This window comes from Bacillus sp. 3103sda1, assembly GCF_024159135.1.
GTDB lineage: Bacteria > Bacillota > Bacilli > Bacillales > Bacillaceae_G > Bacillus_A > Bacillus_A rhizoplanae.
Genome location: NZ_JAMYWS010000001.1, coordinates 3,045,405 through 3,069,499, shown reverse-complemented (window position 1 = coordinate 3,069,499; position 24,095 = coordinate 3,045,405). Strand labels below are relative to the sequence as shown.

General features: G+C 38.8%; 20 protein-coding genes and 2 pseudogenes. 20 read left to right on the top strand and 2 right to left on the bottom strand.

Going from position 1 to position 24,095, the window contains the following annotated elements; all coding sequences use genetic code 11:
• Positions 1–36: 36 nt before the first annotated feature.
• From NKR74_RS15310 to NKR74_RS15220, 19 genes and pseudogenes are all read left to right on the top strand, one after another.
• On the top strand, positions 37–4,347 hold the full coding sequence (locus NKR74_RS15310) for a discoidin domain-containing protein (RefSeq protein ID WP_253630156.1): 4,311 nt from the start codon (positions 37–39) through the stop codon (positions 4,345–4,347).
• Between the two features lie 273 nt (positions 4,348–4,620).
• Entirely contained in the window at positions 4,621–4,815 is a 195-nt protein-coding gene (locus NKR74_RS15305) for an extracellular solute-binding protein (RefSeq protein ID WP_253630155.1), read from the top strand.
• Between the two features lie 384 nt (positions 4,816–5,199).
• Positions 5,200–6,366, top strand: coding sequence for an SIS domain-containing protein (locus NKR74_RS15300; RefSeq protein ID WP_253630154.1), 1,167 nt, complete (start codon positions 5,200–5,202; stop codon positions 6,364–6,366).
• Positions 6,367–6,391: 25 nt separating this feature from the next.
• Positions 6,392–7,552, top strand: a complete 1,161-nt coding sequence (gene nagA, locus NKR74_RS15295; RefSeq protein WP_253630153.1) for an N-acetylglucosamine-6-phosphate deacetylase — start codon at positions 6,392–6,394, stop codon at positions 7,550–7,552.
• The gene (locus tag NKR74_RS15290) at positions 7,549–7,683 is read left to right on the top strand and encodes a hypothetical protein (protein WP_375337674.1); all 135 of its coding nucleotides are present in this window, start codon (positions 7,549–7,551) and stop codon (positions 7,681–7,683) included. Before nagA ends, NKR74_RS15290 begins: the two co-directional genes overlap by 4 nt.
• Before the next feature lie 311 nt (positions 7,684–7,994).
• Positions 7,995–8,468, top strand: a complete 474-nt coding sequence (gene agaV, locus NKR74_RS15285) for a PTS N-acetylgalactosamine transporter subunit IIB (protein ID WP_253630152.1) — start codon at positions 7,995–7,997, stop codon at positions 8,466–8,468.
• Between the two features lie 16 nt (positions 8,469–8,484).
• A complete protein-coding gene (gene agaW / locus NKR74_RS15280; protein ID WP_253630151.1) occupies positions 8,485–9,258 on the top strand; it encodes a PTS N-acetylgalactosamine transporter subunit IIC in 774 nt (257 codons plus the stop codon).
• The gene (locus NKR74_RS15275) at positions 9,248–10,114 is read left to right on the top strand and encodes a PTS system mannose/fructose/sorbose family transporter subunit IID (protein WP_253630150.1); all 867 of its coding nucleotides are present in this window, start codon (positions 9,248–9,250) and stop codon (positions 10,112–10,114) included. The genes agaW and NKR74_RS15275 overlap by 11 nt, the downstream gene beginning before the upstream one ends.
• 28 nt (positions 10,115–10,142) lie before the next feature.
• On the top strand, positions 10,143–10,565 hold the full coding sequence (agaF, locus tag NKR74_RS15270; RefSeq protein ID WP_253630149.1) for a PTS galactosamine/N-acetylgalactosamine transporter subunit IIA: 423 nt from the start codon (positions 10,143–10,145) through the stop codon (positions 10,563–10,565).
• Between the two features lie 399 nt (positions 10,566–10,964).
• Positions 10,965–11,270 (top strand): amidohydrolase family protein, encoded by a 306-nt coding sequence (locus tag NKR74_RS15265; RefSeq protein ID WP_253630148.1) that lies wholly within the window; start codon positions 10,965–10,967, stop codon positions 11,268–11,270.
• On the top strand, positions 11,267–12,202 hold the full coding sequence (gene lacC, locus NKR74_RS15260; RefSeq protein WP_253630147.1) for a tagatose-6-phosphate kinase: 936 nt from the start codon (positions 11,267–11,269) through the stop codon (positions 12,200–12,202). The genes NKR74_RS15265 and lacC overlap by 4 nt, the downstream gene beginning before the upstream one ends.
• 15 nt (positions 12,203–12,217) lie before the next feature.
• Complete coding sequence (lacD, locus tag NKR74_RS15255) at positions 12,218–13,207, top strand: tagatose-bisphosphate aldolase (RefSeq protein ID WP_253630146.1); 990 nt, start codon at positions 12,218–12,220, stop codon at positions 13,205–13,207.
• Between the two features lie 277 nt (positions 13,208–13,484).
• The gene (locus NKR74_RS15245) at positions 13,485–14,216 is read left to right on the top strand and encodes a GntR family transcriptional regulator (RefSeq protein WP_301287710.1); all 732 of its coding nucleotides are present in this window, start codon (positions 13,485–13,487) and stop codon (positions 14,214–14,216) included.
• A gap of 125 nt (positions 14,217–14,341) precedes the next feature.
• Positions 14,342–14,467 (top strand): hypothetical protein, encoded by a 126-nt coding sequence (locus NKR74_RS23975; RefSeq protein ID WP_301287882.1) that lies wholly within the window; start codon positions 14,342–14,344, stop codon positions 14,465–14,467.
• 110 nt (positions 14,468–14,577) lie between these two features.
• On the top strand, positions 14,578–14,844 hold the full coding sequence (locus NKR74_RS15240) for a phosphocarrier protein HPr (RefSeq protein ID WP_253630145.1): 267 nt from the start codon (positions 14,578–14,580) through the stop codon (positions 14,842–14,844).
• 268 nt (positions 14,845–15,112) lie between these two features.
• On the top strand, positions 15,113–16,849 hold the full coding sequence (gene ptsP / locus NKR74_RS15235) for a phosphoenolpyruvate--protein phosphotransferase (RefSeq protein WP_253630144.1): 1,737 nt from the start codon (positions 15,113–15,115) through the stop codon (positions 16,847–16,849).
• A 748-nt stretch (positions 16,850–17,597) separates the two neighbouring features.
• Entirely contained in the window at positions 17,598–19,691 is a 2,094-nt protein-coding gene (locus NKR74_RS15230) for a sigma-54 interaction domain-containing protein (RefSeq protein ID WP_253630143.1), read from the top strand.
• Positions 19,692–19,830: pseudogene (locus tag NKR74_RS15225) on the top strand (alkylphosphonate utilization protein); the annotation flags it as partial. It lies immediately after the preceding gene.
• Between the two features lie 842 nt (positions 19,831–20,672).
• Complete coding sequence (locus tag NKR74_RS15220; protein WP_253630142.1) at positions 20,673–21,077, top strand: BsuPI-related putative proteinase inhibitor; 405 nt, start codon at positions 20,673–20,675, stop codon at positions 21,075–21,077.
• A gap of 145 nt (positions 21,078–21,222) precedes the next feature.
• Here NKR74_RS15220 and NKR74_RS24255 read toward each other — a convergent pair.
• Positions 21,223–21,881 (bottom strand): annotated as a pseudogene (locus NKR74_RS24255) (Tn3 family transposase); the annotation flags it as partial.
• A 153-nt stretch (positions 21,882–22,034) separates the two neighbouring features.
• Between NKR74_RS24255 and NKR74_RS15210 the strand changes: the two are divergent.
• Positions 22,035–22,607 (top strand): hypothetical protein, encoded by a 573-nt coding sequence (locus tag NKR74_RS15210; protein WP_253630141.1) that lies wholly within the window; start codon positions 22,035–22,037, stop codon positions 22,605–22,607.
• 118 nt (positions 22,608–22,725) lie between these two features.
• Here the strand turns inward: NKR74_RS15210 and NKR74_RS15205 are convergent, their stop codons facing one another.
• Positions 22,726–23,619 carry an endonuclease/exonuclease/phosphatase family protein gene (locus tag NKR74_RS15205; protein WP_253630140.1) on the bottom strand — a complete coding sequence of 298 codons (894 nt, stop codon included), beginning with the start codon at positions 23,617–23,619 and terminating at the stop codon, positions 22,726–22,728.
• Positions 23,620–24,095: the final 476 nt, after the last annotated feature.

The following is a 24,095-nucleotide window of genomic DNA, read 5'->3' as shown; positions in this document are numbered from 1 at the left end:
TACATAATCTTTGTTATGATTGGAGGGGAAATTAATATGTATATGAAAAAGATGCTGTCGATGTTCTTATCTACAGCTATTGTGGTGAGCGTTATACTCCCAATCGGCAGTAACTCAAGTTCAACAAAAGTTTCAGCTGCCGGGTCAAGCTTTGTAAACATAGCAAAGGACAAAGTAGAAATTGGAAATGATGCAATCACAAGAGTTATTGATATATCCGATTCCAAGTTGAAGACAAAAATAGTCTCTAACAAAAGAATTGGAAAGGACTTGGTTCCTGGAGGAGGTTCGGAGGATTTTGCCATTCATTTGATCCCCGAGAATCAATCACCTCAAGAGCCAGATGCACACAAACCGAAAATTCAGCTTGAGCGAACGAATTGGACGGCAACTGTCTACGATTCTAATGGAAAAGCCAAAGATGGTGCGAAAATGCTAGATGGCGATAACAACACTTACGTAGATTTTTCGGATGGAAACAAGGCATGGCCATATGAAGTCGTAATTGATTTAAAGGAAGAAAAAACAATTGGATCGTTTGGCTATCAAAAAAGACCAGGATTCCAAGACCAGGTATATGGGATCAATGGAACAATAGGAAAATATGAAATTAAGGTTAGCAGCGATGGGAAAAATTGGACAGATGCAGGCACGGGAGAATTTTCGTCCAAAGATTTTAACCTGCACAAAGTAGATAATCTCTACAATGTGGGAGATATGGTCTATGGAAATTTAACAGAGGCGAAAACAGCAAGATACGTAAAGATTGTTCAATTAAGTGGTGCACTAACAAATGATATTTCATTTACCGGTGCTGAAATTTACTTGTTTAAGGATACCACTCGACAAGACAACAAAGATCCCGGAGACACGAATAAAAGAATGATTAAGTCAAGTGAATTAACGATTAAACAAGTAAATGAAGAAAAATACAAAACGGGGAAACGAATTCAATTCGTGTTTGAAAAGTATGAAAAGTATAACTCGGTATGGACCATTAAGTACAACGTATTTGTGGAGGATAATGCTCCTTATATAAGAAGTAATCTTGAAATTTCATCTTCAAATAAAGATATCGCCTTCGACTACATCGACGTGGATCAATTTGCACTGCCCAAAAACGTGGAAGGACTATTCCATCACCCGCCGCTAAATGATATTTCCTCCATGTGGATTGGAAAATATGAATTAGTTTTGGGGCAGCCAATTTATGCAAATGGTATGTTCTTTGGATCAGAATTTCCTGCCTCAGACACAGATGTAGTAAATAACACGATGCAGGTGCGGTATTACTCAGGTAAGAATTTCAAAAAACTGGCAGAAGACAAACAGCTCAATACGGATGGAAGCTTTACGACTTGGAATAGTGTCATGGGTGCTGCAGCCGGAACGGATAAAGACGTCGTTCAAACTGACTTTTTCGCCTATATCAATGATATTGCTACAAAGACGGAATTTCGAAAGCAATATAATTCCTGGTATGACAACATGATGGATATTACAGATGAGAGTATTGCCAATTCATTCTATGGTACGGAAAAAGAGTTGAGCAAAAATGGAGTAGAGCCTTTGGATTCCTATGTTGTGGATGATGGCTGGAATGCCTATGAAACTGTTAACTCCGCTGGACAGGAAACGAAAGCGCCATATGATAACAAAACAGGATTCTGGGAATTCAACAATAAATTTCCTAATGAATTATATCCGGCCAGTGATATGGCAAAGAAGTTTGGCTCAACGTTTGGACTGTGGCTTGGCCCTCAAGGCGGCTACAATTACTTTGGCGGGTTTGCCAAGTTTCTTGAAAAGAATGGCACAGGACATGTGACCAATGATTATTGGCAAAGTGTAGACGTAGGCTCCAAAACATATGTAAACAATCTGACGAAGCTCTTCTTGGATTATCAAAACAGATTTGATATTGAATATTGGAAGCTAGATGGATTTGCTGTGAGACCTTCAGCCGATAAAGACAATCAGCACATGGTTGGCGGCGACCACAATATGTATTATACATCAGATCTTTGGGAAACATGGATTGATACCTTTAAAGCCATGAGACAAGAAAGGGAAGGAAAAGGCAGGGGTCTATTTTTAAACCTTACCTGCTATGTAAACCCAAGTCCGTGGCTGCTGCAGTGGGCGAATACGATTTGGATTCAAGACTCCGGTGACAATGGATTTTTGAGCACCTACGGTGGAACCCAGGCAGAACAAATGATGTCATACAGAGACAATGTTTACTTTAACATTTTTAAGAAAAATGATTTGCAGTTCCCATTGAAAAATGTATATAATCATGACCCGATTTACGGAGTTTCTGCAGGAATAAAATTTACCGATGATGATTTTAGAAATTATTTGATGATTAATGCGACAAGAGGAACGGCGTTCTGGGAATTGTATTTTTCACCGAGTATGATGAATGATGCTAAATGGAGAATAACAGCTGATGTATTAGAGTGGGCCGAAAGCCATTCGAAGACGCTTGAAAAAGCAAAGCTATTTGGGAAGCGGCCAGATCAAGGTGGAGTTTACGGCTATTCGGCTTGGAACAGCGGCGAAGGAATTGTTTCATTTAGAAATGCCAGCAATAAAGAACAAAGCTATACGCTGACATTAGATAATACTGTAGGTGTTCCAACAGATTTAGATAATGCAAAAATGGTACAGATTCTGCCAAGAGCTGATGAAACCAAAGTGGAGAAGATGAGCTATGGCAATACGTTAACGGTAACCCTAGCCCCTCATGAGTCAAGAATCTATCAATTTACCAGCAAAGATCAGACACCTGCTAAGGTTATCTCTGTAAAGAATACAAAAGAGAATACTGTGCGAGTGAAATTTGATCAGAGAATTCAGAATCCAACCATCACTGTTAATGGTAAGCCTGCAGATGCCACTATTTTGGAAGATTATCGATCCATTGAGGTTACCAATGCTAAACAGATTGGTAAGGAAAACAAAGTAGACATCAACGTCGAAAACATCTGGGGCACTCCTACTGCTGCCAAGAAGGATTTCTATGGGTATGTAAATGGTTATGCGGCAAAGCTGCTGGAGAAAACGGATGTTGAAAATGGAGAAAGTTTGGAGACTTTTCATTTTGAAAAAGCAAATATTGACTTGTACAGCATCAATCATAAAGAATATAAATTTAAGAAACAAATTCCATTAGTTGGAACAGACGACTTTTCCATCTCATTTAAGTTTCGACCTTCAGGTAATAACCAAGTCATTTTAAACCAGGAAGGTGCCTATTCCATTGCGATTGACGAAAACGGATATCTCAACTTTACTGTAGGAGGCGACGTTGTCAATTCAAAGACGACTGTAACGACTGTTGCTGAAAAGGCAACTGGAACTTTTGGAACGACAGAATACAAACCAACCACAACCAATGAAACGGTTAAGGGGAAAGTTAATGATGGAACCCTGCACGATGTAAAGGCCGTTAGAGAAGCAAATGGGATGATTAAGCTCTATTTAGATGGTGAACTCTTGTCATCAAAATACGTTAAAGATAGATTCTCATTGCCAAAAGGAAAAATCACCCTCGGCAGTAAAAAGACGAATCTGCAGATTGCAGATGTAGAAATTAGAAATGAAGCAGCAGCGTATGATGAGGCAAAAAAATCCTATGAAGATCTTAATTTAGCGCCTGGATATAAGGAATTGGACAGAACCGGATTTAAGGCATCTGCAGATTCAGAGGAGCAAAAAGCCGGGGAAAATGAAGGACCGGCAACTAATGTATTAGATGGGAAAACCTCTACATGGTGGCACACGCAGTACAATGGAGCAAGACCTGTAGCACCTCATTGGTTAACCATTGAAATGCCAAAAGTTAAACCTGTTGACGCTTATGAGTATGTAAGCAGAAACGGAAACGGGAATGTGAAAAAGTACGAATTGCAAGTTTCGGATACGAACGAGGATGGCAGCTGGAAAACTGTGAAATCTGGAGAAATGCAGGATGGCGGAAGCACTTTAATTAAGTTCGATCAACCAGTTGAAGCCAAGTTCTACAGATTGTACATCACGGAAACTTATGGCAGTCCAGCTAATACATTTGCATCGGCTGCCGAAATAAAGTTGTATAAGTACAATGAAGGAGCTGCGGATTTTTCAAAATTAGCCGCTGCTTACGAAAAAATGACTCTTTTCGATGATAAGCCTTATTCAAAGAAAAGTTTAGACAGCTCAGGATTTAATACTTTGAAGGACAAAGTTGTAAATGTATATAAAAATCCTAATTCAGCACAACCTGAAATAGATGAAGCTTTTTCTGATTTCACACAAAACTTTGCGGCTATTTTATCCCGGTTGGAGCAAAAAAGCCAATAAAAACCATAGAAGCTCTAGTAGCAAAGGGATTCATTGAGAGAAGAGAAATCTATAAGAGGATGATTTCTCTTCTCTTTTCAAAATGTGCGGTTGACCCATCAACCTACGTATTATATATTTGAATTATAAGAATAATTTGTATTTTACAAAAAACAATAGGGATTAAGTGGGAAAAAGGATTAGCAGTGTGATTATTTCAATCCTGTTGTTCGCTATTTTATTACCTGCAGCAGCAGTTCTTCTTTAGGAAAAACCACAATCAAGTACTGGTCTATGTGGAACAAAGGGGAACCGCAACAGGTTGTCATCCAAAAAATTATTGATGAATTTGAGGATGCGAATCCAAATGTCAAAGTGGATGTACAATGGATGGGCCGTGAAGTCATGTCGAAGGTGAGAAATGCGGCGTTAAGCGGGGATGCGCCGGACCTTATAGAGCAATTAGGGATAGAGGCAATAGTTGGGTAAAGTTCAGGGTAGAACAATGTATATCTCGAAAATTGGTGCTGTCAAGCTCTAATAAAAAAGTGATAGAGCGGAGCTACAAATGAATTTGTAAGGGGTTAGGTTGTTGAATAATTTTATTTGAAAATTAAAATTTATTTAACTTGTTGGGTTGACCCTACATCATGATGTGGTATAATAAAATTGCATATAATATTCAGATTATTCTCATAGTCTAATTTCTATGAGTTTTTCTTCCGTTCAACTTATACCATCAACCCAATGTTATAAAGGGTGTGGGATGGATTTTTTGAAGAAAACTCGTCTTCCCACATACTGGCGCAGAATAATGGTGTTGTTGGTGCAGGATTGCGAGTATTCGAAAGAATTGAAAGAGGAGTGTCGGATATGTTTACATTCAGTCAAGAAAAATTAGTACCATTAGGTGCACAAGTCACAACCGCAGAAATAAAACAGCAGCCTGATCTATGGGCTGAAACCTTTGCATTGTACATGGATAGAAGCAGTGAGATTGAAAAGTTTCTACTAAAAATATCAATGAAACACGGCCGGGTTCGCGTTATTTTTACCGGTGCCGGAACATCTGCCTATGTCGGTGATCTCGTCACCCCATACCTAAAAGAAAAAGTGGATGAAAAACAGTGGGAATTGCTGAGTATTCCGACAACCACCTTGGTATCAAATCCTTATCAATTCCTAAAAGCGGATTTCCCAACCTTACTCGTTTCGTTTGCAAGAAGCGGCAACAGCCCGGAAAGTATTGCTGCCGTCCAATTAACGGAGCAAATTGTGACCGATTTGTATCATCTAACAATTACTTGTAATAAGGATGGTCAATTGGCCAAGCGGGCAGCAGGGGATGAAAATAATTTATTGCTTTTGATGCCTGAAAAATCGAATGATCAAGGGTTTGCGATGACGGGAAGTTATACGTGCATGGCACTATCGACTTTGCTCGTTTTTGATCCTAAGCCCCTGGAAGAAAAAACAGCCATTGTAAAAGCGATTCGGCAAATGGGTGAAAGTGTTATTGAAAGAGAAGACGTTATTCAAGCGATTATCGATCGTGATTTTGACCGTATCGTTTACTTAGGCTCTGGCAGTTTAGAAGGTTTAACGAGAGAAGCACAATTAAAAATATTAGAACTGACAGCTGGAAAAATAGTCACTAACTTTGATTCACCGTTAGGCTTCCGGCATGGTCCTAAATCATTTGTGAATGAAAATTCCGTGGTTTTTGTGTTTGTTTCCAACCAGCCTTATACACGTCAATACGATTTAGATATGTTAAAAGAAATGCAGCAGGACAACATTGCCAGTTATATATGTGCCATCGAGGTTGAGGGAGAAACCAATTATGATGGGAACACATTTAGTTTTGGCAGGGAGGCTCAATCTATACCAGATGCTTATCTGGCGTTACCTTTTGTCATGATTGGCCAGACAGTTTCATTGCTGGCTTCGATAAAGGTTGGCAATACACCGGATACCCCGTCGCCGACAGGAACAGTGAACCGTGTCGTTAAAGGCGTGACCATCTATGAATACCAGTAATTTGGGTAGGGAGAGCAGCAAGTCGATGTTTATCTTTGCCGATCAGTTTTTTCTTGAGGAGAAGGTCATAGGGCCTGGATTTTTGGAAATAAAAGATGGGAAATTTGGTGTTTTTTCTGAAAATCGGCCTGATGAAGCGGCAGAAATCATTGATTACGCGGGGTGTTGGATTGCTCCTGGTTTAGTAGATACACATATTCATGGATTTCGAAATCACGACATTATGGACAATGATTTTCAAGGATTGAATGAGATATCTGAAGGACTTCTTTCCTGCGGAGTTACCTCATTTTTGCCGACAACCTTAACCTCTTCAACAGAAGCGTTGAATCAAGTCGCTGAAATGATCGGTGCCAATTATACGAAAGTCAGGGGAGCCAAAATTAAAGGCATATTTTTAGAAGGGCCGTTTTTTACCGAAAAGCATAAAGGGGCACAAAATACGAAATATTTTTGTGACCCATCCATTGAAAAGTTGAAAGTTTGGCAGAGATTATCCAATGATTCTATTAAAAAAATTGCGATTGCACCTGAAAGAAAAGGTGCAGCGGAATTTATTGAATATGCTGTCGGTGAAGAGATAGCTGTGGCGTTAGCTCACAGTGATGCAACTTATGAAGAAGCAAAGCAAGCGGTTGATAGAGGGGCTTCGATTTTTGTTCATACGTTCAATGGAATGAGCCCGCTGCACCATCGTGAGCCAGGGATGGCCGGCGCTGCTATGAATCTAAAAGATGTTTTTGCAGAAATCATTTGTGACGGACACCATGTTCATCCTGCTGCCGCCAATATTTTAATGAATGCACGCGGCAGAGATCAAACCGTTTTGGTCACCGATTGTATGATGGCTGGGGGAATGCCGGAAGGAACCTATCAGCTCGGAGAATTTGCTGTAGAGGTGAAAGCTGGTGCGGCCCGTATCGAGGGCGGCAGTTTAGCAGGCAGTGTTTTACAGCTGAAAGATGCAGTCAAAAATGTCGTTGATTGGGGGATTGCCACCCCGGAGGAAGCAATCTATATGGCGAGTACCGCACCTGCTAAAAGTATTGGGATGGATGGGGAATGCGGGAAAATTGCTAAGGGTTACGCTGCTGACTTTATTGTGTTGAATCCTGAACTGGAATTAATGGCGACGTACCTTGATGGTGCTTGTCGTTACCATTTACGGAAAGAGGGAGTTCGATGATTTTAGCTGTCACGATGAATCCATCCGTTGATATTCCCTATCCTCTTCATGAATTCAAGTTAGATGCGGTGAATATTGTGGGAGAAGTTCGAAAAACAGCTGGGGAAAAAGGCTTAAAGGTGTCCTGCTAAAGGTGCCACTATCCTTGCCGTGTTTACGTATTGAACAATTAACACATGGGGTAGATCGGGTGATTGAGTATACGAATATTATCGCCAGGGGGGATAAGTTTAAATACCATGTTTGCCTAGAAAATTAATCTAGGCACGCTCTAACTGGTAATGACGTGTCTTCCTTTCCTTGAACAATTTGCTTTATGGTCTGCTTTTTGCATTTCGATTTATTTGGGAATAGCTCTAGATAACCCATCATCATCTTGTATGGTAAACCGGGTTGTTAAAGGAGTTAAAATATATCCATCATATTTATAGGGGGTAATATCATGCCGAATATTTTACTAACAAGAATCGACAACCGATTGGTTCATGGTCAAGTAGGAGTTACATGGGTTAATCATTTAGGAGCTAATTTAATTGTCGTCGTAAATGATGAAGTGTCTGAAGATGAGATACAACAGGATTTAATGGAAATGGTTGTTCCGGGGTCAATCGGAATTCGCTTTTTCTCAGTCCAGACAACCATTGATGTGATTCACAATGCAGCAGATGAACAGCATATCTTTTTAGTTGTAAAAACACCACAAGATGTGTTGCGACTTGTAGAGGGGGGTGTGCCAATTGACAAGGTGAATATTGGAAATATGCATTTTTCTCAAGGGAAAACACAATTATTCTCCACCGTTTCCGTTGATGAAGATGATAAAGAAGCCCTTAGGAAGCTGCGTGACTTGGGAGTGAAACTTGAGGTACGTCGTGTTCCGGATGAAAGACCAGATGATATTTATAAACACTTATAGAAAGAAGTGAGAATGAATGGATAATCACATGCTGCTTCAAGCCTTATTAGTTGCCATATGGGCTGGAATTGCAGGAATAGACCTGTTTAACGGGTTGTTCCACATTCACCGGCCAATTGTAACCGGTGTCATTATTGGTTTGATTTTTGGGGATTTACAAACAGGGGTTATGACAGGTGCTGCCATTGAATTAGTGTGGGCCGGTATGGTGCCGCTCGCTGGGGCACAGCCGCCAAACGTTGTTATTGGGGGAATAATCGGAACGTCGTTTGCGATTCTGACAGGACAAGAGCCAAAAGTGGCAATCGGTATTGCTGTTCCGTTTGCAGTTGCAGTTCAGGCATGTATCACCCTCATGTTTACTGCTTTTTCTCCGGTTATGCATAAAGCTGACCAATATGCACAAGAGGCTAATACAAAGGGAATTGAACGGATTAATTATTTGGGGATTCTTACATTATTTGCATTCTATTTTGTTATTGCTTTTTTACCAATTTATTTTGGCGCAGACGCTGCGAAAGGGGTCGTAGAGGCTTTACCAAAATGGCTTATTAGCGGCCTTGGTGTTGCCGGGGGAATGATGGCCGCAATTGGTTTTGCGATGCTATTAAAAATTATGTTGAAAAAACAATATGTTGCCTTTTTAATCGTCGGATTTATTTTAGTCACATATATGAAGTTGCCAGTCATTGCTGTTGCTTTAATTGGGGTTGCTATTGCGCTATACGATTACTTCAAAGCAAATTCTGGTAATGGATCAGTAATGGGGGGTGCAAAACGTGGAATCTAAACAAGTAGTAACGACAGTGGATCATACGAGCAGTCCGGATTATTATCAAGACGGTGCTACAAAACAGGTCTTGACCAAAAAAGATTTAAACAAGATGGTATGGCGATCCCTTTTACTTCAAGCGTCATTTAACTATGAAAGAATGCAGGCCGCGGGATGGTTATATTCGATTTTGCCAGGTTTGAAAAAGATTCACAAAAATAAGCACGATTTAAGTGAATCGATGAAAAGTCATATGGAATTCTTCAACACGCATCCATTCCTTGTAAACATTATTATGGGGATTGTCCTTGCTCTGGAGGAAAAGAAACAAAACCGAAACACGATTAGAGCCATTCGGGTAGCCATGATGGGACCGCTTGGAGGAATTGGTGATGCCCTTTTCTGGCTGACCCTCCTTCCCATTTGTGTTGGTATAGGTGCTTCACTTGGGCAAGATGGAAACCCTATGGGGGCAGTGATCTTCCTATTAATCTTTAACGCAGTTCATTTTGCTCTTAGATTTGGATTAATGCATTACGGTTATAGTGCCGGAACAAATGCTATCAGTTCTTTAAAGGAAAATACTAAAAAAGTAGCACATGCGGCATCTATTGTAGGGTTAACAGTTGTTGGCGCATTGATTGCCTCATTCGTAAAGTTAGAATCAAGTTTAGTGATCCATGCTGGTAAGGCAAAAATTGCCCTGCAAAAGGATGTACTCGATAAACTCATGCCGAACTTATTGCCTTTAGCATATACATTATTAATGTACTATCTATTAAAAAAGGGATTTTCTCCAGTTAAGCTAATTATCATTACCGTTATCATCGGTATTATTGGTAAAATTCCATTTCCTTTTGGAACCATTTTATAATATTTAGCATGTTAGGAGGATTTTTAAAATGAATGGTTTGATTATTAGCGGTCATGGATCGTTTGCAACGGGTCTTCAATCTTCGGTAAAACTAATCGCTGGAGATCAACCCAATGTGGAATACGTGGATTTTCTTGAATGCGATTCAACATGTGACCTTGAGAAAAAGCTGCTTGAGGCTTTTTCAAGATTACAAGAATGTGAATTTATCTTAGTCTTATGTGATTTAGTTGGCGGTTCTCCGTTTAAAACGGCCGTTTCGCTTACGAATGGGAAGGAAGGTTCTGCTGTGGTTGGCGGAACAAATCTTGCGATGGTCATCGAAACTGCTTTACTAAAGGACGGACTTCAAATCGATGGATTAAGAGATTTAGCGATCAATACTGGTAAAGAAGCGATTAAAGGTTTTCAAAAGTCGGAACGTCCAAGATTCAAAGAGTCTAGCATATAATGAAAGCGATAACAATCTATAAGTCTAATAATTGTGACTCCCACGCCCTGATAAGGAATATGATAGAACGGAACTACAACTGAATATTGTAAGGGTGGCTAGGTTATTGGTCTGATTTTTTTGAAAATTAAAACGTTTAATGCGGCCAAATCCGTCCGCATTAAACGTTTTATAATTGCTGGGTTAACCCTACAAGTTATGGTGATATAATAGAATTATTTAAAACAATCTAACTATTATTCTCATAATCTAGTTTCTATGAGTTTTTCTTTTGCTTTAACTTGTACCAACAACCCGATGTTACAATTGATTTTTTGGAAGAACAACTCGTCTTCCTGATTACATCAATTTTTTAAAACAGATGAGCAGGTACACTAGAATAAATAGAGGTGCAGGAACATGAAAATGGCAATAGGCATTGATATTGGCGGAACAAAGATTGCGGTGGGCAGTATTTTGCAATTAAAAGAGGCTGTCAAAAATGCCGTTGATTGGGGAACTGTGACCCATGAGGAAGCCTTCTATATGGCAAGTATAGCACCCGCGAAAAGTATTGGCATCGATGGGGAATGCGGTATGATTGCGAGCGGTTATGATGCCGATTTTATCGTCTTAACACCGGAGCTCGAATTCACTGCCATGTATCTTAATGGGGTTTGCCGGTTTCAAACTGAAAACTTGATAGGGAAAGAGGGAGTGCAATGATTTTAGCTGTCACCATGAATCCATCCATTGATATTTCCTATCCAATTCAAGATTTTAAGCTAGATGATGTAAATCGTGTGGAAAATGTTCGTAAAACTGCAGGCGGAAAAGGCTTAAATGTCGCTCGGGTTGTCAAGCAGATGGGCGAAGACGTTTTGGCCACAGGTGTAATTGGCGGGACTATCGGCGGTTGCATAATTCAAGAATTGACGAAAAGTGATATCAGGAATCATTTTTATAAAATCAATCAAGAATCAAGAAACTGTATCGCGATTCTCCATGATGGCAAGCAGACAGAAATCCTCGAATCCGGGCCAATTTTATCCGCGGCAGAAGGAGCAGCCTTTTTAGAAAAATATCGTGAACTGCTGTCTGAAGTTTCTCTTGTTACTATTTCGGGTAGTTTGCCAAAAGGGCTTGAGTCTGGATTTTACCGTCAGATGGTCGAAATTGGCCGGGAGAAAGGAATTCCCGTGATTGTTGATACATCAGGGGAGCCGCTCCGACAGGTTTTGAACCATAATGTAAAACCCTTTGCGATCAAGCCAAATATCTCAGAACTGTTCCAGCTTCTTGGCATGGAAGTGGAGGAGAGCACAAACAGCTTGAAACAACTGTTAACCAATGAGTTATTTCATGGGATTGAATGGATTGTCGTTTCGATGGGAGCGGCAGGTGCTTTTTTCAAGCATGGTGAAGATTATTACCGGGTTACCATTCCTGCTATTGAGGTCGTGAACCCTGTTGGCTCGGGTGATGCGACCGTTGCGGGATTAGCGGTTGCCCTGAAACGAAAGCAATCCGTTCCGGACATCCTGAAAACTGCGATGACGACGGGAATGCTCAATACGATGGAAGAGGGAACAGGTTATATTGATCCGGAGAAGTTCGATCAATTTTTTGAAATGGTAGAGGTTATTAAAATAGATTAATAGAGGTGATTGTTGATGTTAGCATTAACGAATAATAAATTAGCAGCTCTCAAGCGTTTGTCGGATGAAAATGGAATTATCGGTGCTTTGGCGATCGATCAACGCGGTTCATTAAAGAAAATGATTGCAGCTGGAGGTGAGAATAATGTCGGGGATGGGGGCATCATTCGCTTCAAAGAATTGGTTTCTGAAGAGTTAACACCATATGCAACGTCAATTCTATTGGATCCGGAATATGGTCTGCCGGCTTCGAAAGTCCGTCATTCGGACGCTGGGTTATTGGTGGCGTATGAAAAAACAGGCTATGATGCAACAGCCGAGGGTCGATTGCCTGATTTATTGTCAGAGTGGTCTGTTAGACGCCTGAAGGAAGCTGGAGCAGATGCGGTTAAATTTTTACTGTACTATGATGTAGATGAAGATGAAAAAATTAATGACTATAAGCACGTTTATATGGAACGAGTTGGATCTGAGTGTGCGGAAGAAGACATTCCGTTCTTCCTTGAAATAGTGTCTTATGATGCCAAAAATGATGATGTGAAAAGCCTGGAGTATGCCAAAGTGAAGCCTCATAAGGTTATCGAGGCCATGAGGGAATTCTCTAAACCACAATACAAGGTGGACGTTTTAAAGGTAGAAGTTCCAGTAGATATGAAGTTTGTAGAGGGTTACGCAGAAGGCGAGATAGCCTACAGCAAGGAAAAAGCGGCTGCGTATTTCAAAGAGCAAAGTGAGGCAACAGATCTGCCGTTTATCTTCTTAAGCGCCGGCGTAAGTGCAGAATTGTTCCAAGAAACCTTGACGTTTGCAAAAAAATCCGGCTCAACTTTCAACGGTGTCCTCTGTGGCCGGGCAACATGGAAAAATGGCGTCGCTCAATTTGCCGAAAATGGTGAACAAGCCGGACGTGCTTGGTTACAAGAAACCGGCAAAAAAAATATCCAAGAACTAAATATTGTCTTGAAAGAGACAGCAAGCCCGTGGTTTGCAAAAATTTCAGGGTAAGGAAGCGAGGTAAGAAAGTGTGGGGAAGGTTCTCGCGCTTCCTTATTTTTAAAAGTCGTTTTGACTAGAACACGGCAAACGGTCCGAGTAAGGAGGCTATCAATATTTTACAAGCGTAGAAGATATTAATAGCGACTTTGATAAGCCATCATTATTATAGCTTGGTAGAAACTATTCCTTTATAGAATCTGGTTGTTAGGTTGACGCTACAAGTGTTGATGGTATAATTTAGGTTATTAAAAGAACATTAGTATGATTTGGAGGCAGGTTTAATAAAATGAAACCATTGCAGCATGAAAGTATAATCCCGCTTTATCATCAATTAATGGAAAGATTAAAGGATTCAATTGAAAAAGGTCATTGGGCACTTGGTGATAAAATCCCATCAGAAAATCAGTTAATGGATCAATTTGGTGTGAGTCGCAACACGGCAAAAAAAGCGATTGAGGAGCTTGTACAGGAAGGAATTCTATACCGAATCCAAGGAAAAGGTACCTTCGTGGCAAAACCAAAATTGCAGCAGTCATTGATGGGATTTTACAGCTTTAGTAAAGTATTGAAAGAAAAAGGCTTGAACCCTAAGGATATCATTCTGAAAATAGAAGAAATCAAACCGACTGCCAAAATCAAAGAAGCGCTGCAGCTGAGTGAAGATGTGAATGTCATTGAAATGAAACGCCTTCGCTGTGCTGAAGATGAGCCGTTTATTTTGGAATCATCTTTTATTCCGAAACATGTTGTTACAGATATAGAGCAGTTAAAAAAGGTAGGCGAAATTTCTTTATATGATTTATTTTCACAACAGTTTAATACCGTGGTAACAAGAGCAAATGAGGCATTTGAACCCGTTCTCATCCGTGCCGACGAAAGTGAATATCTGCAAACGGAGGAAGGTCGTCCCGCACTTCTGCTTGAACGAACTGCCTACGATACCAATGGTGTGCCTGTTGAATTTTGTATATCCATAGTGCGGGGCGATCGCTGCCGCTTTTACACTGAATTAACCTAATCGTTGAATCACTCATAACATTTGTTTATGAGTGATTCAATTGATCTATTTTCTACAATACCCCATTATACATTTCAAAATTTTCCTCCGGTTACAGTTCAGGTGGCGTACCACAATATAATCCGGTGGAAAAGGACGGAAATGGACATGGTTGCGAACATAACTTACTTGGAACAGGTTCACTGGCAGCAGCTATGGTACTTCGTTATTACATGGAAGAAAACAATATAGAAGGAACCGTTCGTTATTAAGGTTGCCCTGGAGAAGAAATTGGCGGATAAAGAGGCAATTTCGGTATTAGAACACAAAATAGATACTAGAATGAGTATTAAAATTTAGTAAAGAAAGAGAGAAATATAAAATGGCAGAAAAAACATTTAAAATTATCGAAAAATTCGGTATTCATGCAAGACCAGCAGCACAGCTGGTCAATAAAGTAGGTCAATATGAGGCAGAAATAGTTCTTCAGTACAATGGGAAGTCTGTAAATTTAAAATCAATTATGGGTGTCATGTCTCTTGGGGTTCCGAGTGGGGCTGAAGTCACAATCGTAGCTGAAGGTAACGATGCAAAAGAAGCATTAGAAGCGCTCGAAGAGTTAATAAAAAATGAGGGGATTGGCCAATAACATCAGCACGAATGTTACAGGAATTGCAGTTTCTTTAGGAATCGCGATTACGAGAGCTTTTAGCCCCCTCTGTCAAATAGAGAGTATTAAAAATAAAAGTTTCATATATAAGGCATAAAGATGTAAAGACGAACATGAAAAAAGCAACATTGTACATTTGTTTGGTGTAAATCCGTTTGAACAGCTGGACGTTGAGACGTACAAGAAAAATATAAAATTAAAATAAGTTTGAGCTAAAAAATAACTTGAGAAAGGGGTTAATAAAACAATGTCCATCATAATTAAAGGGATTGCAGCTTCTCCGGGCATTGCTATTGCCAAAGCTTTTCGCTTAGAAAATCCAGAGTTAATTGTAGAAAAAATAGCAGTAACGAATACAGATCAGGAAGTAGAACGCTTTGAACAAGCGCTCGAAACATCAAAATCAGAGCTTGAAGGAATAAAAGAGCATGCTCGTAAAGAACTTGGCGAAGATAAAGCAGAAATCTTTGCTGCTCACCTTCTCGTGTTGAGCGACCCGGAACTAATCAATCCAGTTAAGGACAAAATCAAACGCGAGCAAGTCAATGCGGAGTTTGCTTTAAACGAAGTGGCCACTATGTTTGTGAACTTGTTTGAGACAATGGACAACGAATATATGAAAGAGCGTGCTACTGATATTCGTGATGTGACAAAACGCGTGTTATCGCATCTTTTAGGTGTGACCATTGCCAATCCAAGCATGATTTCAGAAGAAGTAGTGATTGTCGCAGAAGACTTAACACCATCTGATACTGCCCAATTAAACCGCAAATATGTAAAAGGTTTTACAACGGATATAGGCGGACGTACATCGCATTCAGCGATTATGGCGTGTTCTATGGAAATTCCAGCGGTCGTTGGTACGAAGATGGTAACAAATAATATCGAAAACGGAGTATTAGTCATCGTCGACGGTTTAGAGGGCAAAGTAATCGTCAATCCAACAGAAGATGTTGTGGAGATATACGAAGATGAAAAAGCTGTTTACGAAGCCCAAAAAGCAGAGTGGGCCAAGCTTGTAAATGAGCCTACATTATCATCTGATGGACATCGCGTGGAGATTTTTGCCAACATCGGTACTCCTGAGGATGTAAAAGGTGTTCTTGAAAATGGTGGTGAAGGAGTAGGTTTATACCGTACTGAATTTTTATACATGGGGCGCGATACACTTCCAACAGAAGAAGAACAATTTGAGGCTTACAAAACGGTATTAAAGCGAATGGAAGGTAAGCCGGTTGTTGTTCGTACACTGGATATCGGGGGCGACAAGGAGCTTCCATATTTAAATCTTCCAAAAGAAATGAATCCATTTTTAGGGTTCCGTGCGATTCGTTTATGTTTGGAAATGCAGGACATGTTCCGCGCACAACTTCGTGCGCTGTTGCGTGCAAGTGTACACGGTAATTTAAAAATTATGTTCCCGATGATTGCTACACTTGATGAATTTCGTCAAGCAAAAGCGATTTTAATAGAGGAAAAAGAAAAACTTCAAGCTGAAGGCACAACCGTTGCCGGAAGTATTGAGGTAGGGATGATGGTGGAAATTCCATCTTCCGCTGTGATGGCTCACCTGTTTGCAAAAGAAGTTGATTTTTTTTCAATCGGAACAAATGATTTAATTCAATATACGCTGGCAGCAGACCGCATGAATGAGCGTGTTTCTTATCTGTACCAGCCATATAACCCGGCGATCCTTCGCTTAATCAAAAATGTCATTGATGCAGCACATAAAGAAGGAAAATGGGCAGGTATATGTGGTGAAATGGCTGGGGATGAAATCGCGATCCCTATTCTTCTTGGTTTAGGATTAGACGAATTTTCTATGAGTGCCACTTCTATTTTACGAGCAAGAAACCAAATTCTTAAGTTATCAAAAGCGGAAATAAACTTAGTTATTGAACAAATTTTAAATATGACAACATCTGAGGAAGTCGAGAGATTTGTAAAAGATATATTTATAAAACCAAAAAGTTTTTCTGTTTAATTTTATGATTATCTGTAATATTTTAAAAACATTAATGACCATCATATTTCAGTCAGATCAACTTCATAAATTTAGAAAGGCTCCTTGTTTATCAAGGAGCCTTTTCATTTCATTAACTTTGGAAAAACCAAGATGAAATATGTTGGATGTAATTGCTACCTTTAATACCATATTAAATTTCTTATCATCTCGTTCGTAAAAGTACAACGTTTTGAATGTCTGTAAAAGTTTATTTTTAATTTACGAACGTTCATTAAATCACGACTATGTTTGCGGACGGTTTTTGATTCGGATCAGTCCTGCTCCCTCTTGATCTAACATATGGATCTTAGAAAGGTGATCGGGAGGGGGGTGTCTGAGAGGATTCGGAGTCCATGGCGGTTTATTTTGTTTCGAGAATGTAACTTACGGACCAATAGAAGAGTTTTTGGTCGTGCTAATTGGCCTTATCATCATTTACTTAAGCTATAAATTTATTTATAAAAGATAAATTGTATATTCATTTTTAATTTATATAATCGGTTAGAGGAAGTTAATCAAAATATAAAGTTGACTTTAACAGCCAACTTTATACACTATTTGAACACCATCCCTTTTCTAGATTGATAATATCAGTATGTCCAAGATTTAGAGATTAGTTTCGAGTTAGCTGGAATTTTTGTCCCGAACTGTTTTTTATTAGGTATAGTTTTAGGTTTGTGTTTAGGTTATTATTATTCTAAAAAAGGGATTTTAAGAGGAGAGGAAAATGGGGAGACCGAGTATTTTACTGCTAACAAGAGGGGAAAAGCTAGCACAAACCTTTGAGACTAACCTGAGAATGTTTTTCGGTACCAATATTCAGATTTATACCGTTCATGAGCACGAGGAGCTGGATAGCCAATTAGTGGATGAGTGTGAACTAATTCTAGTTTCCGCCGAAAGTATATTGGATCGTTTACCGAAACTACTCCATGAGCGGACACTGTTTGCCAGAAGAACCGTTCATTTGCCAAAGCTCGAACAACTGATGGATTTTGCTCCGGGAACTGAATGTCTATTTGTCTCGAATAGTATGGACACGATTGTAGATGCTATCGAGCTTTTGAATCGTCTGGGATTTGATCATTTGCACTTTATTCCATATGTTCCGCAGCCAGCAGAAAGGCCTGTACTTGAGGGTATCGATGTGGCGGTCACTCATGGATTAAAAGAACTTGTCCCGGAGACGATTGGTAAAGTGATTGATTTGGGCATACGCCCGATCGATTTGACAACGATTTATGATATTGCTCAACAATTGAATCTTCCTATAGAAAATGCGCATTTCTATACAGCAGAGTTTTTCCGTGATTTTGTCCGCCTTGGAAGAAATTTAGCCAATTCCGTAAACAATGAGAAGCGGTTAAATCAAAAGCTGGAATCCGTATTTAATGCTGTTCATGAAGGGATTATCAGTATGGATGAATGGGGATATATTACGGTTTTTAATGAAGAAGCAGAGAAAATTCTTAGTCTGTCTGCAGAGAATTGCCTTGGAAAGACGTGCTGGGATGTAATCCCTGAGTTTAACCTGAATCAGATTTTTCAGTCCCATGCGGAGGAGTCCAATCAATTATTGAAGATACGGAACAAGGTTCTTCTGGTTACCAAAGTTCCCATAATGCTGGACGGACATTTGATGGGCGTCGTTGTTACGTTTCAAGACGTCACGATTGTCCAACGAAATGAACAGGAAATCCGCAAAAATAGCAGCCGTCTGGGATTAACGACAAAATATTCTTTTGAAAATATTATCGGTGTAAGCGATTCCATCACTTCTGCGAAACAGGTTGCTGTCAGACTGGCAGAAAGTGATTTTACCGTATTAATCACAGGAGAAAACGGTACAGGCAAGGAAGTATTTGCCCAAGCGATTCATAGGCATTCCACCCGGCGGGATGGCCCATTCGTCCCGGTCAATTTTGCTGGCCTTACAGAAAGTTTGGCAGAAAGTGAATTGTTTGGATACGAAGAGGGCTCTTTCACAGGAGCTAAAAAAGGAGGGAAAATGGGTCTATTCGAATTGGCCCATAATGGAACCATTTTTCTGGATGAGATTGGGGATGCTCCTCTTAGTATTCAGGCAGCCTTGCTGCGTGTGCTCCAAGAGCGGCAGGTGATGCGGGTAGGAGGAAATCGCGTAATTCCCATTAATGTTAGGGTGATTGCTGCCACAAACCGAAATCTGAATAGTATGGTGTCTAAGGGTACTTTTCGGGAAGATTTGTACTATAGACTCAACGTTTTGCCGTTAAATATCCCAAATCTTAGAGAACGGCAAGAGGATCTTTTTATCCTCATTGACTATTTCCTTAATGATAATGGGAGAAAGCTACAATTTACACCTGAAGTAAAAAATGTTCTTTTAAACTACAGCTGGCCAGGTAATATTCGGGAGTTGGAAAATTTCATTAAGTACCTGAAGGTAATCGTAGAAGGAGATACAGTGAAATTACAACATATTCCTGAACGTATATTGAATAGCAGCGTCATCTTGTCAACCCCTCATGGTCCAACAGCCGGAGGAGAAACAGTGGAAAGGGAGGACATCCTTCAATTCTTGTCACGTCACGGTTCCCTAATGGATTATGAGGATATACTGACGATCTTGTGGAATATCAGTAAACGTCAGGAGCGGGTGGGACGAACTGTTTTAGGCTCATTGCTCTCCCGTCCCTTATCCGAAGCTCAAATTCGCAATAAGCTATCGATTCTCAAACGGTGTGGATGTGTCGCAGTAGGTATCAAGAAGCAAGGTACAACGATCACTCCTATGGGAATACAAGTTTTACAAAGTATCAGAGAGAAAATAATGAATTGAAAAGGAAGTTCATTCGTTATAAAAATAGGTACAAAAGTAAAAAAATATACGTTTGGTTGAGGGAGATCATGACATTGATTGCAAAATTGATGGTATTGGAGCTATGCAATTAAAATCTGAATTTGTTAAAAAGGTATAAATGAGGTTAGGGTTTATTTGGTATGCAGATTTTTAGATAGCTGATATCAATTCTTTAGAAAACAGAAAAAATCTAGTTGAACGGAATTTTACTTAATTTTAACTTGATGGGCATGAAGTATCGCAAGCATTTTGGAAAAAAACACATTAAGAGTTTTTTAGCCGTTTTCACCATGTTTTAAATTGTGTTGTGTTAGCAATCAATTTAAATATTTTTTCTCATTTTAATGCAACACAAATCAAAAAAGCATGGCAATTTTATGTCATGCTTTTTGTTAGTTATTCGTAATTTATAGGTTCAATGTTTCGTGGTAACGTATAGAGCCTACTAATGGTAGAGTGATTCTTCATGTAGATTGTGACACATTTTAAGCTTCTGTAGAATCTGTATATAATCCATTCCTTTTAGCTATTGCAGACAATCTTAATGTCGCTTTTTTTATCCGATCTCGTTTTTCTTGTTTTCTCAATGGCCATGTGACATTCTGCTCTGTTTAAATGGATAGGGTGTCCTTAATTCATACATTGTTATGGAAGGGTTTCAATGTCTATATAAATTCTTATCCAAGATGGCATCAAAGAAGGAAAAAAGAAGAATTTAGTCATCTATTTTAGAATATTTTTACCATGTAAAAAGAATGATTAAATTGACGATTCGAATTTGTTAACAAACAATGTATAAACTTAAAAAGTCTATGGGGTTTTCATAAAGTAATTAAGCAATACTAAAGGGATACATCTATGAATTAGGAAGGAGTATCACCTTTGAGAATAGCTATCTTTTGTTTTTTGATGATTTTTGTTAGCGGGAATCAATTAATCTTAGCTCAGGAGGTTAGAGACATGACAGATTGGAAATGGGATGTGGATGTCATCGCAGACGCGGAACAAGCCACATTTACTTTTACGTTTAAAAATAATAGTGATCAGCCCATGCTTATAGAGTTTCCAACAAGCCAGTCTTATGATTATACCGTGTATAATGCACAAGGAGAACAGGTGTATCATTTTAGTAAAGGGCAATTTTTTTTACAGGTGATTCAACATAAGTCGTTAAACAGCGGGGAACAAATCCAATGGAAAAGTACGTGGAATTACAAAACGAATGAGGGCAAGAGAGTACCTGCAGGAACGTATACAGTTAAAGCCATATTAAATGTATGGAAAATAAATGACAAACTTGTTCATTCAAAGCCAGTTACTTCCTTTACATTCAATATTCAGCCTGAAAATACAGCCATTCGATAAGTGAAAATTGCAGGAAAAGAATGGAACTATATTGTAACAGGAGAGACCGAGGTAGGGGTACAGCAACGATTCCTTCTTTTTGGAGCCACTCTCAAAGTAAAGCAAGAAAGGAGGTTATATGAATTTTCCTCCTCTCTTGCTTAGATTAACCAGCTACTTCAATTGGAATCGGTGATACAGGTATATCAAATTCAATATCTGGAGGACGTCGATTAGAATCTAGTCGGTATTTTCCAAAGCGGTTCACATAAAGTGAAACTTTAATCAGTGGGGAGTTTCTCCATCCCCCACTGATTATTAGTTGAACCAATCGGGCTTTTACGGGCAGTTTATCTCTCACCTAACTTCTTTGCTTTCGCTGAATTTTGAGGTGGGAGTATTACTGCCCGTTAATGCGGGATGAAATGTTAAATACGGACTCAGATTAGCCAATACTTCCGTATCAATTTTATTTCCCTCTTGTATATATTCATGAAAAATCCGTGTAAGTTGAAATACATTGTAAAAAAATAAGCAATTAGCGATTAAATGGTTATATTTAATGATTTTTCTTTGACGTTCTCGATTATTCTCCGCAATAATTCCTTCTCCATCAAAGAATAACTATTTCGCAAACCCATTAAAAGATTCGCTTTTATTTGTACCTGCTTGAATTGTACTTCTCAATTTTTCATCAGATAGGTAATTTAACAAAAATAAAGTACGAATTGCACTACCCAACTCTCGAAAAGCTTGATATAACCTGTTCTTTTTACTATATGTATTTAACTTATTTAAAATCGTGGAAGAATGAATCCGTCCCATAAATTAAACCTATATAGGCTTAGCTTGATGGGCATGGGGAGTAGTACGCATTCCAATTGATCGAAAAGAATGACTAACAGGTAATACTGCATAAAATATAAGGCAATGAATAGTATAGGAAGTGGCAAATGGGATATTTGAGGGGGGATTTCAATGAAACCGTTTGTTCGTTATTGGTGTCAATCGATGATGGAGATAGGTTCAAATTCTCTTCATGTAAGAAAGATGGCCCTTGCAACCCGGTTGGTAATTACAGCCTTATTGAGTACATTTGCTGCCATGTTTCAATCAGCAGGTGGCTTTATGCCTGGTATAGGCTTTCTGATTAGTATTTTAGCGACATTACCTATTTTTTTAGCTACTTGCTTTTCTATCCGTCAAGGAATCCTTTCTTATACCCTTACGATTTTCCTCTTATTTATTATCCAGCCGAGTGAACTTATTATCTTTCCCTTTACTACAGGTTTATTAGGTGTGACGCTGAGTGTGGCTTTTTTACAATTGAAGAGGAGAATTGTGGTCGTTTCTTTTTCAGCAGCATGTTTACTCGTGGGGATTATGATTATCCTGTACGTATTCCGTTTTCCGGTGTTAGGTCCTACGGTTGATACAACTATGGATCCAAAAGTTATTGCATTCATATTTATATTAAGTTTTCTTTACTGCTGGATTTTCGCAGAGATTTGTAGAATGTTCATAAATAGGTTGTATCAGGGGCTGGCCTAAAATTTGGATGGAGATTTTTTGAACAAATAAGCGTTGTAATAAACTAGAAAAGTCCCTTCAAATCTGAAGGGACTTTTCATTCTTATAATCAGTGTTATCAGTAGTTCCATGTTAGGGATTAGTTGTTGCCTACTCCATTATTAAACGGTGCTTTTTTTGTCAGTACGAGCTCTGCAGTAATTGGTAAATGATCAGATGCAAGAGTATCTATGACTTCTCCAGTACGAATTTTGACATCTTCAGAAGTAAAAATATAGTCGATGCGGCTTGTCGGTTTATCTGAAGGAATAGTATAGTCCTCATTTTGACCGAGTTCGGCAAATACGTCTGTATATTGTGCAGTCATCTTCAGAATTTCTGCGCTTTTAGGGACGGCATTGAAGTCTCCCGCAAAGATTTTTGTTCCTTCTTTTTGTTTTGCGATGTCAAGTATTTCTCTTATCTGCAGATCTCTTTGTTCTGCTCTCCTATGATCAAGGTGAGTGTTGTAGAAGTGAATCTGGTTTCCTTTCACGTTAATCACAGTTTCTAAAAGACCGCGCTGCTCTGTTGGGTTTACTGGATATGGAATATTAGTGAGCAAATGATTTTGGGATGAAAGGATTGGATATTTGCTTAACACGGCCGTTCCATATTGGCGACGGTGGTCTCCTTCTTGTAAAGGTTCATAGTCAAGATTTGCAGCATACGCATAGTGCATTCCTAAATAATTTGCCAACCATTTTGCTTGATCTTCGAAATTACTGCGCTGTGAAAAATGATTATCTACCTCTTGCAAACCGATAATATCAGCATCTGATTGTTTAATAACTTCTGCAATTCTTTTTAAGTCTAAAATAGCATCTGTACCTTCTCCATGATGAATATTATAAGACATGACTTTAATTCCAACTTCATTGCCTCTTTCAAATACGGGAGGTTCTGCCGCAAGCGTTTTACTGTTGTACGAGAACATAGGAATCATCAATAAAATAAAAGCGACAATAAATGATTTTTTAAACAAATTTAACATCCTCTCATTGTTTTTTATTAAATGCCTCTTAAAGAATAAAATATTTTTATTGTCAAAATATAAGAATTTTGTAAAAACATCGTAAAAATTCCTTGAATTTGAGAGATAGAAAAAACTCATATGTAAATAAAAACAATATTATTTTTTAACAGAAATTTTCTAATGAATACCATATACATGTAAGATTTCCATGACATCTCATTATCAGTAGTGAATCCATTTAGAAATATAGAAAATTCTCCTTAGAAAATCTGAAGTGAATTTTCAATTTTACATAAAAAATAAAACCTTCTACAATTTAGCGCAAAAAATGACTGAAAAGATAAAATTTTCTGTTTTTTTGTTGTAACATGACGATTTTCATGTTACTATAAAAGCAATCACACGATAGGTGGTGATATCCCCTTAAAATTAACAGAATATTCAAAAAAAGTTAGTAGTCAAGAGTCGTTATCTTTATTTACTTTCTTCTTGCA

Coding starts and splice junctions, on each gene's coding strand:
- NKR74_RS15310 (WP_253630156.1), top strand. CDS start 37: ATGTATATGAAAAAGATGCTGTCGATGTTCTTATCTACAGCTATTGTG.
- NKR74_RS15305 (WP_253630155.1), top strand. CDS start 4,621: ATGTGGAACAAAGGGGAACCGCAACAGGTTGTCATCCAAAAAATTATT.
- NKR74_RS15300 (WP_253630154.1), top strand. CDS start 5,200: ATGTTTACATTCAGTCAAGAAAAATTAGTACCATTAGGTGCACAAGTC.
- nagA (WP_253630153.1), top strand. CDS start 6,392: ATGTTTATCTTTGCCGATCAGTTTTTTCTTGAGGAGAAGGTCATAGGG.
- NKR74_RS15290 (WP_375337674.1), top strand. CDS start 7,549: ATGATTTTAGCTGTCACGATGAATCCATCCGTTGATATTCCCTATCCT.
- agaV (WP_253630152.1), top strand. CDS start 7,995: ATGCCGAATATTTTACTAACAAGAATCGACAACCGATTGGTTCATGGT.
- agaW (WP_253630151.1), top strand. CDS start 8,485: ATGGATAATCACATGCTGCTTCAAGCCTTATTAGTTGCCATATGGGCT.
- agaF (WP_253630149.1), top strand. CDS start 10,143: ATGAATGGTTTGATTATTAGCGGTCATGGATCGTTTGCAACGGGTCTT.
- NKR74_RS15265 (WP_253630148.1), top strand. CDS start 10,965: ATGAAAATGGCAATAGGCATTGATATTGGCGGAACAAAGATTGCGGTG.
- lacC (WP_253630147.1), top strand. CDS start 11,267: ATGATTTTAGCTGTCACCATGAATCCATCCATTGATATTTCCTATCCA.
- lacD (WP_253630146.1), top strand. CDS start 12,218: ATGTTAGCATTAACGAATAATAAATTAGCAGCTCTCAAGCGTTTGTCG.
- NKR74_RS15245 (WP_301287710.1), top strand. CDS start 13,485: ATGAAACCATTGCAGCATGAAAGTATAATCCCGCTTTATCATCAATTA.
- NKR74_RS15240 (WP_253630145.1), top strand. CDS start 14,578: ATGGCAGAAAAAACATTTAAAATTATCGAAAAATTCGGTATTCATGCA.
- ptsP (WP_253630144.1), top strand. CDS start 15,113: ATGTCCATCATAATTAAAGGGATTGCAGCTTCTCCGGGCATTGCTATT.
- NKR74_RS15230 (WP_253630143.1), top strand. CDS start 17,598: ATGGGGAGACCGAGTATTTTACTGCTAACAAGAGGGGAAAAGCTAGCA.
- NKR74_RS15220 (WP_253630142.1), top strand. CDS start 20,673: ATGACAGATTGGAAATGGGATGTGGATGTCATCGCAGACGCGGAACAA.
- NKR74_RS15210 (WP_253630141.1), top strand. CDS start 22,035: ATGAAACCGTTTGTTCGTTATTGGTGTCAATCGATGATGGAGATAGGT.
- NKR74_RS15205 (WP_253630140.1), bottom strand. CDS start 23,619: ATGTTAAATTTGTTTAAAAAATCATTTATTGTCGCTTTTATTTTATTG.